The sequence below is a fragment of the Armatimonadota bacterium genome (genome assembly GCA_039679645.1).
In the GTDB taxonomy this organism is placed as follows: domain Bacteria; phylum Armatimonadota; class UBA5829; order UBA5829; family UBA5829; genus UBA5829.
The window spans coordinates 1-16,285 of record JBDKUO010000053.1 but is presented as its reverse complement, the minus strand read 5'-3'; the positions used below and the strand labels follow the sequence as shown (position 1 = coordinate 16,285).

Genomic DNA, 16,285 nt, shown 5'->3' with positions numbered 1-16,285 from the left:
GTATTCATAGCTGAGAGCGGAGAGTGGAGACCCAAGAGCCCGGAACTACTGCCACTCAGTTATACCGAGAAGATACTCAGCTTCTCGCAGCGTCGGCGAATTTCTTTGCGCGGGCGATGTTCTCGTTCCACATGCCGATAAACTGCTTCAGTGTCGGCTGGACGTAGATTGCGCCTTCGTATTCTTCGGGTTTAACTGTGCCGACTTCAAAGACTTTGGTCCAGTCCGGCCAAATCTTTGCCAGTGTCTCACTGCGCTTTGCCCAGATACTGCCCGGCTTAGGATATCCGCTAGCGTCCATGTCCTCATAAAGTGTCTTCCAGTTGGTGATCTCAAGAGGCATCACACTCAGATACATACGCTGGATGTTGCCGAAGTCTGTCGAGAAAGGCACATCCAGTAGCTCGGTATTCTGGAAGAAGTTGCGCTTGGAGGCTGTGAGGATTCTGGTCCTGCCAAGTCCCTCGTTCTTCTCAAGAAGCATGACAACACGCTTAGTGCAAAGCGTGCCTGCGCGGTCGATTGCGTCTTCTTCCGCAGCCGGATCAAAATCGATTCCGGCAGCCTTAACTTCAGCTACGAACTCGGCATTATTGACTGAAGCGTCGGTAAGTTTCTTGACTGATGATGGATCTATGCTCTTGAACTTGCTCGATGCAGGAAGAGCGTCAAAGATGGCCTTCACACGATAAGCGCGGATGGCATCATTGAACCGCCCGATCATACTGGTTACGACCGACCCGCCCTCGCCGTCATCCACTTTTTCGCTGGTGCGCTTCTCGTAGTCGCGGATGCCGTTTTCGGTAGCCATAGATGCTGCATACATCTGCGGGACTTCGTATGAAAGTGTTACATTGGTAAACATACGATGCTTCAAGGCGTCGGGATAGTTCTCGCTGCGGCCTGCATTAAAGCTCCTGACCACATTCAAACAAGCCTGGCCTGTGCATGCGATCTTAAAGTGATTGTTGGAAACGCCTACTCTCGGCTTGGCGGCCTGCTTATATATATCGTTTGCGCCTTCGAGCAGAATGTCGTCGAAAATCTTTACGCGCGCGCAGAGAATATCGAATATCTTGCCGCCTGCGTAGGTAAGTTTCTTCTCATCGTTGTGCCAGTCCGGCCTAAGCTGGAAGGCAACTCGCCCAAGGCCCTTGAGCAGGAAGATCGACCTCAGACCGAGCATTGCGTCCACCACGACCCATTCGGTAAACTTGGTGGCGCCCCAGTCGTCGGCTTCACCCTTTTCCGCCTGCTCCGCCGCAATGAGTTTGCGGACTTCGTGCCACTTGTTGGGCACGCTGCAGATAAAGTCGGTCGTCTCTTTGCCCCAGATATTGGATACGCCGGACATGTCGTCCTCACCGCCGAGAGCGATTGCAGGATTTGTGGTCCCCCCCAGGCTCCCCATTCTGCGGCAGCGCGACGCCTGAAGACCGTAGTCATTGAAGAACTGGGTCTTGGTCTTGCCCTCTTCGCGTGCAAAATAAAGATCGGGATAATACATGCCGCGCTGATAGAGCGCGCCAAAACATGCCAGGTAATCATCGACACTTGCATAAGGGTCGCGGCCGTTCTCATCCTGCCACTTCCGCGCCCATGCGGCAAAAAGATTGTCGCCCTTATTGGCAGCCATGTCTTCGATTTTGATTAGCTTGGTCACACTCAGAAATGCGTTATTGTCCTGCGCGGCCCAGTCGCGGACCATGTCTGCGGCGGCTTTTTGATACCTGGCGACATCCTCATTGCTCATCTTGGAACAGCAGCAGAAGAGCTTGTCACTCTGCAGATTGTGGTGCAGTTCAATTGGTGAAAGCAGTGACTCAGCTATGCCTAGCATAAATGAAATTGCGCGGGTCTTCAAAGCCGATCCGCTCGCCGGAAACTTGGCGTTCAGCGGCCTGGCTACACCCTCGTATACGGCCGAGAACTCGGCAGGCGTAGTAAAAAAGAGCATCTTTTGCCGGGCAAGCTCGATATCCCAGCCGGGCATCATACCCTCAGTTCGCTCATCTGCATCCATCACGAGGTTCAGGATCACCTCGGCGCTTGTTGACTTTGTCACTGTTTCTTTCCCCTTTACAATTGCGTGATATTACAAATCCAATTGTGCTGTATATCTCCAATTTTTAGTTATTAACTCTTAATCCCAAGGTCTCCCAATCTGGCGGTCGATAGTCTCAATACTAATTGAACAGACAGCACCTCGGGGCGCTTTGGAATCGATCCTGCACAAATGATATCATTGAGAGTGTTTATGCAATGAGCGCCGACCTCTTCCTTAGGCGCCCGGATCGTAGTGAGCGGCGGCTCGGCAAGTTGGGCAACATCTTCATCATTGAACCCGACGACACTCACCTCTTCCGGCACTTGTATCCCCCTGTTTCGCAAAGCTCTCATCGCCCCGTATGCGCCCATATCACCACCGACAAAGAGAGCGGTAAACTCCTCACCGCTTTCATAGAGATCATTGACCGCATTAAAGCCCATCACCAGTTCACTTTCGGCAGCAGAGCCGATTGGAGGGGGACTATTGAGTCCGGCTTCGGCCATAGCCATGGCGAAGCCTGTATATCTCCGGCGATACCACGGAAGCGACGTGTCACCGATAAACCTGATCTTGCGATGACCAAGGGAAAGCAGGTGCACTGTCGCCTGATAACCACCATCCTCGTCATCTACATAAATTCCGTTGTCGGCTTTGACGTCGTTTTCAGATACAAGGTTCGTGCCGAATACCACGTAGGGCAAACCGAGCTCATCTATCGCAGCCAGCATGTTGGGATAGTTTGTCCCGGCCAGGATCATACCGTCAACAAGCCCGCGAGCCGCAATAATCCTTGGCATCTCAATATCCGAAGGCCGAGTAGAAGGAGAATACGAGCAGTTCGCGTAGACTATCTGCACACTCATCGCATCGGCCTCACGTGACGCTCCCTGCAAAATTTCAGCATGAACCGAGTGGATAAACGGCCTGTTGCACAACAAGAAGCAAATTGTGCCGGAACTGCCTCGTGCCAGAAGCCGTGCACGCGGATTCGGCGTGTAGCCGAGTTTCGCGACACTGGCGTTGACCTTATTGCGTGCATCCGCGCTTACCCGCCATGGCTCATTGAGCGCCCTGGAGACCGTGGCTGTGCTCACACGAGCATCGGATGCAACCTCGCGTATTGTAATTGTATGACTTTGCCTAGACATGTCTTTCGCCGTTTTATGAGGCTGAATGTAACCGCTTACATGCCATTCTACTACCGAAAAACAATCGCGTCAACAGAGGGTGCATCGAAAATCGTGGAGGTTTGATCGTTTATCGCTGAGTATGCGATTAAACGATAAGATATGCGGTTTAGTGCTGGAGGAGTCAGCGACTAAGCCATTTAATCATCCTGACCCGATTCCCAGGGCAGTTTATGCTAAACTCCACCACATCCATGGCGCGGCGCATAAGAAATATGCCCATGCCATGATCGCGCAAATGCGAAGGATCAGGCTCATGAATTGCATCAGGATCAAATGGATCGCCCTCGTCCTCGATCTCAATAACAATAGCTCTTGAACAGGTCATACAGCGCAATTTGATCTTGTCGACACCCTTGTTGGGTGAACCGTGTCTGAAGGCATTTGTTAGAGCTTCACCGACGGCAATCTGAATATCGCAGAAAATATCGCCGGATGCGCCGGCATCAGATGCCGCATCCATCACCCGGCCTCTGAGCACGGATACCATTAAAGATTCGCTTACCGATTGAAATTCCATCACCTTCCACACATCGGACTCGGGCACAACAGCGCCGTCGGCACCAAACCGGCTGGCGACCTGCTCAATCTGCCGCAGACCAAAAACTCCGGCAAAACCGCTCATCGCTATCACTCGCTCCACAGCGGCACAGACACACATGAGGCTGAAATTCACGTTTGATTCTTCGCACAGCCTGCGGCTTTGCAAAAGCGCCCTTAACCCGCTGCTGTCGATCAGGTTGACACGGCTCATGTCCAGCCTGATCTCGCATGGCTTTGATATGAGCGACGAGGCTATCGTTTGGAGCACATCTGCTGCATTTTCGTAGCACAAGTCACTCGAGATGATTAGAGTCAGAGCCTCATCGCCGTCATGCGTATCATGCTTAAAAAGTGTGGGTTGCGATAGAGCATCTCTGTTCACGTGAACCTCCAAATGCAGCATCCCGGCTTTGCATGGCGCTGCCATGCGCGACCGCGAGCAGGGCTATGTCATCTTTTTTCGTGGAACCGATTTCATTGCGCAGTTGGCCGCAAATGTATTCTATCATATCCTGCGGCGAACAGGGCATCGCCTCGAAAACCATTTTTTGAATGCCTTCTACCCCAAGCAAGTTACCATCCTTTAGCGCGTCGGTAACTCCGTCCGTATACAGCAAAAGCGCATCGGATGAATCGAATCCGACGCGGATCATGTCGTATTCACAATGCTGCCCAGAACCTGCCGGCATCCCCGTGCCTGCCAGCAGATGCTGCATCTTTCCATTTTCAGTTATCAGCAGCGCAGGCGGATGACCTGCGTTAGCATAGACAAGTGTCTTCCTGGCAGGATCTATAACTCCGCAAAACGCCGTCATAAAGAAGCTCAATTCAAAAAAGTGGTTCATGGCATTGTTTAGCTCATAAAACGCTCGCGCCGGATTATCCGGGTATTCGAACAGCATTGCCTTCAGCATATGTTTGCATGCAGCCAGATGAATCGCCGCCATAAGACCCTTGCCTGAAACATCCGCGATCACTACGGCGACATTGCCGTCCGGCAGCAAAAATACATCATAGAAATCCCCACCAATCCGCGCTTCGTCCAAAGCTGGAATATAGCGACTGGCGAAACTCAAACCCATGCACGATTCAGGCGCTTCGGAAATCAAGGTGCTCTGCAATTGTTCGGCTATGGACGACTGGCGCGTGTAAAGCCCGGCATTGCGCACTATCACCGCCGCGTGCAGCGCTATCGAGGTCAGAAGCCTGATTTCTCTGGCCGTGAAATGATGAGGCTTTTTGTTATACAAAGTAATCGCCCCGAGAGCTTGATTATTAGCGATTAGCGGCGCGCTCAAAGTCGACTGAATTCCTATGCGTTCCGAGACCTTTCTTATCTTCGGGTCCATACTTTTTGTCATATCGTGACAGACTGCGTGATGTCGCAGTGTGAAAGCTCTGCCTGTAATAAGCTCTCCAGGTTTTATGCCGGACGACGATTCTGATGATACTTTTGCTTGCTGCTTTGTGCAGAAGCTTTTTAGTTTCAGTTTCCCGCTGTCGTCGAGAAGATATATCGCGCAATCGTCTGCATCCACTACAGCAGACGTAGCTCTCGCCAGTGCAGTCAATATCTCCCTCAGGTTCAGTGACGGCGATATCGCATTGGTCACCTTCATCACAGCAGAAAGATGCTCGACCCAATCTTCAAGAATCCCTGAGTATTTCTCGGTCTCGGAGTGCATCTGGGCATTGACGATAGCGGCGGCGGCATTGATGCCGAATGTTATCAGCAGATCGCTCTTGATGCTTCCCAACTTCAAGTCATCACGGTTGGTCTCGCTTTCAAACCTCGCCACTATCGCGCCTATAGTGCCGGATCCGGCAGAAAGAGGCACGCCTACTAATAATGCTTCTGCATTCGGCTGATCATTATTCTGTTCGGTCATGACCAGATATCCGCCTGAGTTCGCGGCATGGCCGGCCAGCCGTTTCCAGGCGGCCTTTTGAGCGTGTCCGCAAGACCCCAGCACCTTTAGACCGCCATCGACATTGTTTTTCATGAAAACAGCCGCATCAGCCGCTCCCAAATGTGCGCATGCGGCACTAGCGATTGATTTGCCGCACGTCTTTACATCCAATAAATTAGACGCCGATCGCGCCGCTTCCATCATACCGGCCATCATTTCAGACTGCCGTTTCAACAATATTTCATGCTCGATCAGGCTCTCACCCAGGCAGTTAAATGCTTCGCCCAACGTCTGCATCTCATCGCCGGTAGTGATATCGACCCTTCTTCGAAAGTCGCCCGCCGCCATCGCTGTCGCAGCACGTGCTAACTTTATGGCAGGACGAGAAATACGCCTTCCGAACGCACAGGCCACAATCAACCCCCAAATAGTCGCAGCCGCCGTGCTCTCAAGCCATATATAATGCCCCGGTCCAATTATCATTCGATCACCGGACATAACAGCGATCCGGTGACGCGCGATGGCCTCATGTGCTATCAGATACATCTGCGCATTTACACATATCTGAATGCACACCAAAGGTCCCACCGCTAACAGAAAAACCAGTATTAGCCTAAATCTAATGCTCCTTGGTCTTATGGCTGACTTCCCCCTGACGCTGAACAGCGAATTTAGGAATGACTGCCCTTCTTGAGCTAAATACCCAAATATCGATTAGCTGAACCGTAATAGCCTGCTTTTTTTCTTGACGGTCAATTTTGCGGCGTGATACCATTCTATGCACATCGGAGGTTGCAATGGGAGAAATAATAAACACAAAGGGGCTGGTCCATGTCTATACAGGCGAGGGCAAAGGCAAAACAACCGCGGCTCTTGGAACAGCTATGCGGGCTGTCGGCTGGGGATTGAAAGTCTGCGTCATTCAGTTCATAAAGGGTTATGCCGATATAGGAGAGGCGCTCTTTGCCAAACGTTTCCCCGAGAACCTGACAATCAAGCAGTTTACGACCGACTGCTCGCGGAGCATTGACGAAAAAAAGGTATCGCAGAGAAAGCGCGTATCCCAAGAGGCTATGGCATACGCCGAACAGGCCGTCCGGAACAATAATTATGACCTGATCATACTAGACGAGATTAATAACGCCGCTCATTTTAATCTAATTGAGACGGACCGTATTCTGCAAATGATACAAAACAAGCCCGAACATCTGGAACTGATACTCACCGGCCGTGACGCGCCGCAAGAAATCATCGAGGCCGCCGACTATGTCACGGAAATGAAAATGATCAAACACCCATATGAGCAGGGCATTCAGGCCAGAAAAGGCATAGATTACTGATTCGGTGCCGATGCTCCGTCATCTTGTGTCGCGGGAACCGGCACACCTAATAAATCACCTAATTCCCCACCATGGATTTTTAGCGTACCCAAGGCACGTATTGTCCATTCGGTGAGCTTTGGAATATCCAAAGACCCGACTACTCGCGCAGCATAAAGATTGCGTTCATGAGAATCATACATAAAGGCGACATATCCGGCATTGTCTGCCTCAGCATAAAACCCGACAACTCCTGGCACAAGGCCCAACCCGCTTGCAACTTTCGAAAAAGTGCCGGTCTTTACCAGGCCCTTTTCAAAATCGTTGATTACGTCCGACGATTTGATGTTTTTGCCATATTGCGCAACAATGAGCCTTACGCCTTTGACGCCATTGATTACTTCACCAAACTTTTGCAGTTGAAGACCGCTGATCAGCGCTATCGGTGCCGCAGGCTCGGAATTGCTCTGCTTAGCTTGCACGAGCATATCGTCGGAAGTAGCCGCAATTGCAGGGATTGCCTGCTTGATTATGCCAAGTATGTCATTATCGCTCAGATTGATCTCGGCTATAATCGCGCCGCCATATGGAATGTTGATTGCAGGCGGTGGAATTAAGCCTCCATTAGCGCTGGGAGCCGCGCCAAAACATCCACTGCATGTAAAAAGGATCACTGCTGCTATTATCAAAACTGTCGACTTTTTCATGATCTCCCCCCAGCGTGCCAAATATACAGACAAATATAAAATCAAAAATACTAAATACTAAATGCAAAGGCTCTCGGATTACTCCGAGAGCCTTTGTTTTAGCTTAGACTGAACTTAGAAGTTCACGCCAAACTGGACAACGCCCAGTCCCGCCTGATAGTCTTTGCCGTAAACGATAGCATTGTTGCCACCGTCCCAGTTAATGAACTGGTAGCCGATCTTCAGTGCGGCATCAGGATTGACCTGGTGAGCCCAACCGATGGTCAGGTAGGTCTGAGTTCCTTTGTCCTGCAGTGTGTTATCCGGATCGAACTGGACATACTGATAACCGAGGGCAAGGGAGTTAGCCTTGGAGATACCCCACTGCACTCCACCTTCGGCCTTGAGTATGCTGTCGTCCTTGTTCAGTGTAACAGCACTGAATCCCGGGGTTGGTACTGTCGTGACAGTGTCCTTAACGGTAAGGAATTCACCGTTCAAGACAGCCTTCACGTTGCTCAAGATCGGATAAGTGACGCCGACATACGGACCATTGATGTCTACAGGATTGGTCCAGTTGCCGATCTTGTCCCAAGAACCGGCGGCTGCAAAGTTGCGGCCGATGTCCTTGTAACCGGCATTGACATCGAGTTTTCCGATCATTGTGCCGACTTTGGCATCCCATGCAACATTGTCATCATCGGTGTGAGTAAAGCCGGAATTTCTTCTGGCCCTGGTATCACTCCTTGTCCAGCTTCCAGTAAAGTTGTAAGCTTTGTAAGGAATGGCCAAATCGCCACCGTAGACTTTGGCCTGATCGCGATCAAGAGTCGCATCGTTGGCCCAGGCCTGGTAGAATGTTCCACTGAGCTTGCCGCTCCAAGGTATACCTACTGTGAAGCGACCGCCAGCAGTCTGGGTGATCTGAGAGTCGATACCACCGACAGCGTTACCGCCATTGACGTTAAAAACGCCCATAGCATTGCTGGGCTGACCGGTGAGACCGTTCTTCAGGTAGTCGTTCTCGTCGTTCTTTGCTGCGAAGAGTGTTACGTCCACGCCGCCGAAGTTGTTGACGAGGCTGATACCGTCCATCGGATAGTAACCGTCATCAGTCTTGAGGATGTTGGTGTATGCATCAACATCGATCTTCTTCAGTGTGTAAGGAGTGAATGCGATCGGGAAACGACCAACATTGAGACTACCCTTGCACATAGCGGCATTGATGTATGCGTAATACGGGAAGAACGCATCCACAAACTGCTTGCCATCCTGAATATTGGTCTTTGCAGTCGGTCTTTCAACGTTGACATAGTCATCAACGTATCTGACATAGTTCAGATAGTTGCCGTAGTCGATCGTAGCATTCACTGTCGTTGAGCAGCTTACGCGGCCAACGATGTTGAGATCAAGGTCGCGAACCACGCCAATTGAATTGGCAAGGTTGCTGGTCGTAGGAACCTGGCGATTGTCCAAATCAACAGCGTTTGCAGCCGACTGGACATTGTTTGCGCTGCGGTTCATTTCTGTGAATGCAGCAACGTTGAGATCGCCGGTAACCTTGACACGATTGACTTCAGCTTCGAGAATATCAACGCGGCAAGCCAAAGCGGCTACGTCTCTCTTCAGAGCGTCCACGTCAACACCGAGAGCCGCGAGTTCGTCACGGAACTCATCGACGAGTTTGCGAACCTGGTCCAGATCGGACTTGCTGGCGAGGTTGGCCAAAGTGGGAACCGTAGGGATCTCACTCTTCTTGGCATAGCCCTCAAGAGCCTTGTCCAACTGAGCCTGGTTTACGCCTGCGCCGGGTGGAGTCACATTGCCGCCGACGTAGTCGACGACTCTAGCGATTGCAACCGCGAACTCGTAGCGGGTGATAGTCTTCTTGCCACCGAACGTTCCGTCCGGATAGCCGATAAGAATACCGTCCTGCTGCAACTGGTTCACTGCGTCATATGCCCAGTGATCCGTCGGCACATCGGTGAACGGCCCCTGCGCAAAGACAGGAATCGAGCACGCACAAAGCAGTGCCACTAAAACGAATGTCATTTTTTTCATGATATTCCTCCTTGAATTTGAAACAACGGCAGGAGGATTTTAACTTTGGGCTTGGACTTGTCAGTATCCATGTTGCCTGGCCGGTCCGCTGCCCTTAATACAATCCTTCTCTGCCTATACTATCACTTACAGCACTCACAGGCGGCTTCAAGGATGCACCTCCTTTCTTGCCTGCGCTGTTATTAGTGTGATAGCCAGCTTAGCCCACGGAATATTAGCACGAGCTAAACTCCATGTCAATACGCTAAGACGGCTGCCGGGCAGGAATATTACCGTAAAAATTGTTTTTATAAATTTTTATTTAGGTCAAAAAACCAGATGAGTCGAACAATGCGACTGATGAACGAGTCTGTCAAGTATATAAGGACTGTATGGCCAGCGGAGTCGATGACATCACCAATACTTTTCATTCGATCGGCAAAGTCATGTTAGGTGTGGGTAATGAGAAGCAGAGCTGTTTTTGTCCGGAATGTTATCCGACCCGGCACATGAATCGGCAAAGATTGAAGCAAAATTTTATGCCAACGGTTCAAGTGAAATGGATCAATACATGGAAGATCTCACATTCCCAAGTGAGTGGGATGTGCGCGCTGTGCGCGATACGCTGGAGAATGACTACCGTTATAACTGGGAAAAGCAAGGCTCAATTTGAATTCCATTACCAGTTATAATGACCTAGCATCTTCCGGTGATGTTACCGGATTGCCGTGGAAAATCACTTGCCCTCTATATACTCCTCCGGCTGAAGATAAGTCAAAGGAAACAAAGACTGCACAGGGATAATTACAAGAATCCCTCCAGGTAAGATACCTGGAGGGATATTCAACTATCAGACTATCTAGCCATCAGATCATCTACGAGATCGTCACGTCCACTGTCTCGGTGGAGGCATTGCCTGCGGAGTCGATTGCCTGGATTTCGACCTTGTGGCTGCCGGCAGACAGAGGGCCTGTAGTGGCCTTGAACATCTCATACGACGAGTCGTACATTCCATCATCAGCCGCAGCAGCCATCCACGCGCCACCGTCAACCCGGAACTGCACGCCTGTGATCTCGATCATCTTGCTGGCAGCCGAACCGGCTATCGTAACAGGTCCTGCGCCTTTTTGCGTTACAGCCCTCTGATAGAGCACCAGTTTGGGCGCAGTGTTGCACACCACGAATGGATCGGATGTGACTTCGTCTGTGAGCGGATCGCCCGCGTTGCTTGTGCGGTCGCTTGCAATCACCTTAAGGACATAGTTACCGTCTTCGACCTTCTTGGTATCCCAAGTATACGAACTCTTGCTCAATGAGCTGTCGGATGCCACAGGCGAGAGAGCCGGCGATGTCCCAATATTCTCGGTGCCGTTTAGAACTTGCTTCTTCATGTCCTCGGGCACGTCCGGCGACTTGCCCAGCTCGGTCTTTACCTTTTCGACTATTGCCTTCGCCGACTGCTGATTATCACCGGCGCTGCCCCCTACTCCACCGACGAGCGCAGTCCAATCCTTGCCGCCGTTCTTGGAATAGTAGACATCATAAGTGAGTGTGTCTTTGTCTGGGTCCGAACCGACCCACTTGATGGTCTGGCTGCCCGCCCACACACTGCCGACAGACGGAGCCGTGAGCTTGATTGTCGGAGCCTGGTTCGGCGTCAGATAGGAGAGCATGACGCTGGAGACTCTGGGAGACATATTCGGCTTGGATGTCTTAAGGGTCACTCTATATTGAATATAGCGAGAACTGCCGCCTGATATCTGCTCGCCGGTGCTGTTAGTATAAACCGGAGACCAGGAAGTCCATGTGGCATCCGGCGTCTCTACGTTGCCCGTGCGGCTCTGCAGTTCAATTGATGTGCCTGCCGGAGTATCGGCAGTCCATTTGATCCTGCCCCAGCGCGAGACCATCTTGGTGTCATGCACGGCAGACTCAAACGAGCCTGAGATGTCACAGCACTTGCTCACATATATCGACCCGATATTTCCGGTGGATGCATACAGCGCGCCGGTATCGGTGTTGTAGACCGTAGCTAGGAACTGGACCTTGTCCTGCGACGAGTCGAGCTGAATCACACTCTCATCAGGTGTAATCTTGACGAGGGTCCCGTCGGATACGGCATAGATGTTGCCGCTCGGATCGGCAGTCATCGAAAGGACACGACTGGCATTAGTAAATACCTTCTTCGAGCGCAGATCAGCGCTTATCTTGTATACAATCCCCTTGGGAGATGTTCCGGCATATATATTGCCTTTGCCGTCCGTTGCGACAGATGCTATCGAATCTTCATCGGCGTCAAAGATCGGCTCGGCGTTGCCCTGAGGACCGATCTTATAGACCACACCGTTGGTGCCTGTCCCGGCGGCCAGATAGCCGCGAGAATCCCAGGTAAGACTGAGAACCTGCTGCTCACCCAGAGTGGCAAATACTTTACCTGTGCCGTCGGCGGATATGCGATATATTTTGCCCGCATCGCCGACGCCCGCGTAGATGTTGCCCTGGCCGTCTGTTGCCAGCGCAAGCACATATTTCTCATCGGTCTTAAAGAGCAGTTTGCCCTTGCCGTCCGGGGATATTTTGAATATCTTGCCATTGGGCGAAGTTCCGGCATAGATGTTGCCGTTTGCATCGCGAACGAGGGATTGGACCTCCAGTTCGCCGGTCTCATAGAAGACCTTCATATCTCCAGACTCGGAAATATGGTAGATCATGCCTGAGTTGCCCGTGCCTGCATAGATGCCGTCCTTGGTCGGCGCAACGCACCACACGAACTGCTCAGGTGTCTCCGCCAGTTTCTTCAACGTCGGGACGAGTTCGAGCTTGTTCTTACTGGAAGCTGAAACACCGGAGAATGTGCCCTTGGCAAAGTCGGCCTGAGTGCTCTGCGTCCAGGTCTTTGTCTGACGGACTACACTCTTTACATTAGTCTTGGCCGCGCTCGGCGCTGCAGTCGGAGGAGCGGGGGACTCAACCTTGGGCTGGACATCGGCAGGCTGATCCGGCGCAGCGTCATCAGTGGCAGTGTCATCGACTGGATTATCGGAATCATCATCCGCAGCGCTGCCGGAACCATCGGCAGGAGCTTCGGTCACGTCCACGGACGGACCGGAGCCCATTGTCGAATAATCCATCGAGCCGTCATCACAGGCCGGTGAAGCCGAATCGTCCGGAGACATTGAACCGGGATCGGCCTGCATATCTTCAGGTGAAATGGCAGGAGCGCTCTTTGGAGTCTGCTTGCCATCGTTAAGGGTCTTCTTCTTGACATTGAGAGTCAGGCGGGCCATTCCGACGACAATCATGTCTTCGTCGTAGAGTTCCTTGACCTCTTCTCTCTCCAGCTTGAGGCCGGAATTTCTAGAAGACTTCATTATATCGGCAATGGTGCTCGGGAGCCCGCTGAGCTTCTCGCCGGCCACATTGATCGCAGTGTTGCGCAGGAGTATCTGCACCACAACCTGATTGTTCTTCTCGCGCTCGAGATATTTGTTGATGAGCTGTTTTACGTTGTCTACATTTGCCGCGGGTGACGCGCTCGGCATAATCAGAGCGCCGTCGTCACCACTGTCGTCAGAAGATGAAAGGCTTGCTCCAAGCTGCGCGATTGTGGGAGTAGCTCCGCCGCGCACCTGCAAAACGAGCTTACCGCTGCCCGCGGTGGCTGGAATCTTAATCTTATAGGTCTTGGTGATGCGGTCTTTCTTATATGGTCGCAATACGATACCCACATCCACCGTCTCACCGGGCTCATATTCGCTCTTTTTGACGAATATTCTGTCGACGGTCGCGGTATTGCGCTTGTCGATTATACGCACGTTGACATTCACCGACTTGATATCTATCGGATAAAATTTATTGCTGCCTAGAATCTGCAGGAGCGAGCCGATGTCACTGATTGCAGCCGAGTCTATGGTCATAGGATCGAAGAAGATATTGCTTCGCTTGATAGTTCCGACCTGATCGGCATTAACTGTATAGCTAAGCTCCGCAGTTGCATCACCGGGAGCCGGATGTGTCTCGTAGATCGCTTCGCCCACGATCATCGTGATCAGCCTGGAAGCCAGAAGCGGATGATTGATCACATTCACATTATAGGTGCGACTGCGCTTTGCCGACTCATCATCGATCGCAACTTTGACGGGAATGGTCTTGGGCATATTGCCTATCGAACCCGCAATGGACCACGGTCTATCCTGGAATATCCGGCCTACCGTTTTCATTGGAGAAGCCATCTTGGTGGATATCTGGTAATTCGACAGCACATCCTCGACATATGCTGTGGTCATAGGAGCATCGACTGATCCGATACCAAGCATAGGATGGCCGAAGGCAACGATTCTATTTCCCCGGCGATAGGTCACGGTGCCGACACCGGTCATATCTATATCGCCACTGGCCAAAGACATACCTATTGCCGCTCCGGGCACTAACTCGGCTTTGGCCTCCTCGGCCTTTCGTCCGCCGCTGCCGGGACCGGCCATGGGCGAGATGCCGAACGGCTGCAAGATTTCGGTAAGCTTAGCAAGGCTGCGCGGAGAAAGACCACTTACCATCATCGGAGTCATCAGGGGCTGCATATGGAGGACCCCGTTGTCTATCGCCTTTGTGTCCGCGCCGAATGGGTCTATCATTACGCTGCTCACGGACTTGCCGTCTACCTGCACAGGTTCGGAGAGCGTGCCGGCGCTGTAGCCGCTGGCCTGCTTGGGCAGATTATCATCCCATGCCTCGACCATATCTTCTATAGGCGTAATCATACCGACCGGCTCTTTGCTGAAGCCCTGGCCGTAAGATATCGCTCCGATGAGCTTACCATCTATATAACAAGGACTACCGCTCATTCCGGCGATGATCTCGGTCTGACGAGTCGTGATCGGTCCGCCGCCGACTCTGACCAGTATCAGGTCCTTGCCGGTGTTGGTCTTTTTAAGTACGCCCAGGACTTCAACATCGAATTTCTCGATCTTGGTGCCCTGGAAAACGGTCAGTCCGTAACCGCGCATACCCCGCTTTATCTGGGATACGGGCATAAACGACTTTGCGTCATCGGTCTTTACCCCAGGCGCGGGCAAGGCACTTGCAACGCAAGCGAGTGACGAGAGAAAAACACTCATCGTTAAAAGCAACAGGCTTAATCCACGATTTTTTATCAAAGGGGAATCCTCCAGGTGTGCTGTTCAAATGGTACCACATCAGACAGATGTGGTCAAGATGTGTGCGGTCGCCACATAATTGTCACCAAACAGGCTTTCACTATCGAAACATCAAACTGATTGTTATACGCTAAAATCACGTCAATTGTTTCACGTATTGCGCATCAGTCTTTGGAAATTCTGCCGGAACACTCTCGGGACTGAGAGCAGTCCGAGCCGCACTTGCCGTCACAGGGCTCAATATGAATTGTAACGGCAGAGCCTTCATATTGCTCGCGAATGCCTTGCGTGACCTCGTCGGTAATGCGATGTGACTCCTGCACGGACATATTCGGGTCCACTAGCAGATGGAACTCAATGAACCTTTCGGAGCCTGCCTTGCGGGTGCACAGGCAGTGAAAACCCTTTACCGAATCGACCTTGGCGAGGTAATCGCGTATCCACTGCTCCTCATCATCCGGCAGACTCACATCCAGCAGGTCACGGCCGGACTTGATTGTAAGCTCATATGCCGCCCTGATTATCAGCATCGCTACCAATATGGCGGCGACCGGGTCTATCCAGTGAAAATGTTCGCCGGGAAAAGCCGCCTCGGCAAGCCATATCAGCGCAAGGCCTGTCATGACTCCGGCTGAAGTATATACATCGGTGCGCAGATGCCAGGCGTCGGCCTGCAGAGCCACGGAGTCTGTCTGCCTGCCCACCTTAAAGAGCATATGCGATACAAACAAATTGGCCAGCGCCGAAATGAGCATTACTCCAACGCCCCAGCCCAACGATTTCAGCGGATGAGGATGCAGGAGCTTGTTCACTGCCTCCCAGATAATCCACCCCGCCGCAAGGAATATCAACAGCGCCTCGACTGTGCCCGATATATTCTCTATCTTGCCGTGGCCGAATGGATGCTCCCTATCGGCGGGCTGGCCGGACGTCCTAACGGCAAAGAGTGCGATTATAGCCGCGAGCAGATCCACACCCGAATGGATCGCTTCGGATATCACAGACACCGACCCGATCACCAGACCGATGGCGAGCTTCATTATGACCAGGGTTGAATTTGAAATAACCGAGAGCAAGGCTACGTTGGATTTTCGTGCCGCATTGTCCACTGCATGTTCCTTCACAACTGTGCAAAAAGCCCTATGGGACTTAGTCCCACAGGGCATAAACCTGCTGCCAGCATAGGCCCAGCCGCACTCCTTGCTCGGAGTCGCCTGTTCTTGATTACCAGTATATTCGACGCCATATTGCATGTCAAATAGTGTGTATCAGAGGCAATTGCGATAGACGAATATTGCGTTCATTTTAGGCGCAGAATCGCTGCAAATAACTGATATCTCGCTTGTAGCAGTATGCCTCTACTGTAAACAGTCCTCAAAAAACCGATTCTCAGCTTT

At 51.8% G+C, this 16,285-nt stretch carries 10 protein-coding genes; 2 read left to right on the top strand and 8 right to left on the bottom strand.

The annotated features are described in order from the left end of the window. Positions 1-76 precede the first annotated feature (76 nt). The 4 genes from ABFD83_10840 to ABFD83_10825 all read right to left on the bottom strand — a co-directional run bounded on the left by ABFD83_10840 (position 77) and on the right by ABFD83_10825 (position 6,266). Entirely contained in the window at positions 77-2,065 is a 1,989-nt protein-coding gene (locus tag ABFD83_10840) for a hypothetical protein (GenBank protein MEN6357564.1), read from the bottom strand. A 71-nt stretch (positions 2,066-2,136) separates the two neighbouring features. Further along, a complete protein-coding gene (locus ABFD83_10835; GenBank protein MEN6357563.1) occupies positions 2,137-3,198 on the bottom strand; it encodes a LacI family DNA-binding transcriptional regulator in 1,062 nt (353 codons plus the stop codon). Between the two features lie 163 nt (positions 3,199-3,361). Next, a complete protein-coding gene (locus ABFD83_10830) occupies positions 3,362-4,162 on the bottom strand; it encodes an ATP-binding protein (protein MEN6357562.1) in 801 nt (266 codons plus the stop codon). Beyond that, positions 4,125-6,266 (bottom strand): SpoIIE family protein phosphatase, encoded by a 2,142-nt coding sequence (locus tag ABFD83_10825; protein ID MEN6357561.1) that lies wholly within the window; start codon positions 6,264-6,266, stop codon positions 4,125-4,127. The genes ABFD83_10830 and ABFD83_10825 overlap by 38 nt, the downstream gene beginning before the upstream one ends. A gap of 221 nt (positions 6,267-6,487) precedes the next feature. On the opposite strand from ABFD83_10825, the gene cobO reads away from it, so the two are divergent. Beyond that, positions 6,488-7,030 (top strand): cob(I)yrinic acid a,c-diamide adenosyltransferase, encoded by a 543-nt coding sequence (gene cobO, locus ABFD83_10820; GenBank protein ID MEN6357560.1) that lies wholly within the window; start codon positions 6,488-6,490, stop codon positions 7,028-7,030. Here cobO and ABFD83_10815 read toward each other — a convergent pair. Next, positions 7,024-7,716 (bottom strand): hypothetical protein, encoded by a 693-nt coding sequence (locus ABFD83_10815; GenBank protein ID MEN6357559.1) that lies wholly within the window; start codon positions 7,714-7,716, stop codon positions 7,024-7,026. The two genes, cobO and ABFD83_10815, sit on opposite strands and share 7 nt — an antisense overlap. A 114-nt stretch (positions 7,717-7,830) precedes the next feature. Then, positions 7,831-9,756, bottom strand: coding sequence for an S-layer homology domain-containing protein (locus ABFD83_10810; GenBank protein MEN6357558.1), 1,926 nt, complete (start codon positions 9,754-9,756; stop codon positions 7,831-7,833). 460 nt (positions 9,757-10,216) lie between these two features. On the opposite strand from ABFD83_10810, the gene ABFD83_10805 reads away from it, so the two are divergent. Further along, positions 10,217-10,408 (top strand): hypothetical protein, encoded by a 192-nt coding sequence (locus ABFD83_10805; protein MEN6357557.1) that lies wholly within the window; start codon positions 10,217-10,219, stop codon positions 10,406-10,408. Positions 10,409-10,610: 202 nt separating this feature from the next. On the opposite strand, the gene ABFD83_10800 is transcribed toward ABFD83_10805, so the two are convergent. After that, entirely contained in the window at positions 10,611-14,888 is a 4,278-nt protein-coding gene (locus ABFD83_10800; protein ID MEN6357556.1) for a SpoIVB peptidase S55 domain-containing protein, read from the bottom strand. A 164-nt stretch (positions 14,889-15,052) separates the two neighbouring features. Further along, positions 15,053-15,997: a cation diffusion facilitator family transporter gene (locus tag ABFD83_10795; GenBank protein ID MEN6357555.1), complete on the bottom strand. Its 945-nt coding sequence runs from the start codon at positions 15,995-15,997 to the stop codon at positions 15,053-15,055. Between the last annotated feature and the right edge of the window lie 288 nt (positions 15,998-16,285).